The organism is Pseudoalteromonas sp. S1609 (genome assembly GCF_005887255.1).
In the GTDB taxonomy this organism is placed as follows: Bacteria; Pseudomonadota; Gammaproteobacteria; order Enterobacterales; family Alteromonadaceae; genus Pseudoalteromonas.
In genome coordinates this window covers 1-256 of sequence record NZ_PNDJ01000025.1, presented here as the reverse complement: position 1 = coordinate 256, position 256 = coordinate 1, and the positions used below count along the sequence as shown (strand labels likewise).

Here is a 256-nt window from a genome sequence, read left to right as displayed (position 1 = left end):
AAGTGGTTGAGCTAATCCGTAAGCAACTATACCGTTTAACCACAAAAAAAACGCTACCATTAAAAACTCATGCTCCAATTGCCTCTCCTGAATGTAAAAAAGAATTAAAAAAAGCCATAGAATGCTGCGAACATTTAGGTAAAACCAGTGATGGCATGGTGATTTATTTGTACCAATACCAAGGAAGCTCTCCCTTATTTCGTGAACTGGGCCGCTTACGAGAAATCGCTTTTCGGGCTGTAGGTGAAGGTAGTGG

Annotated in this window: 1 pseudogene; it reads left to right on the top strand. The window is 40.6% G+C overall.

Features of this window, described 5'->3' with window-relative positions:
- A pseudogene (locus CWB76_RS07715) lies at positions 1 to 256 on the top strand (bifunctional ornithine lipid synthase OlsF); the annotation flags it as partial.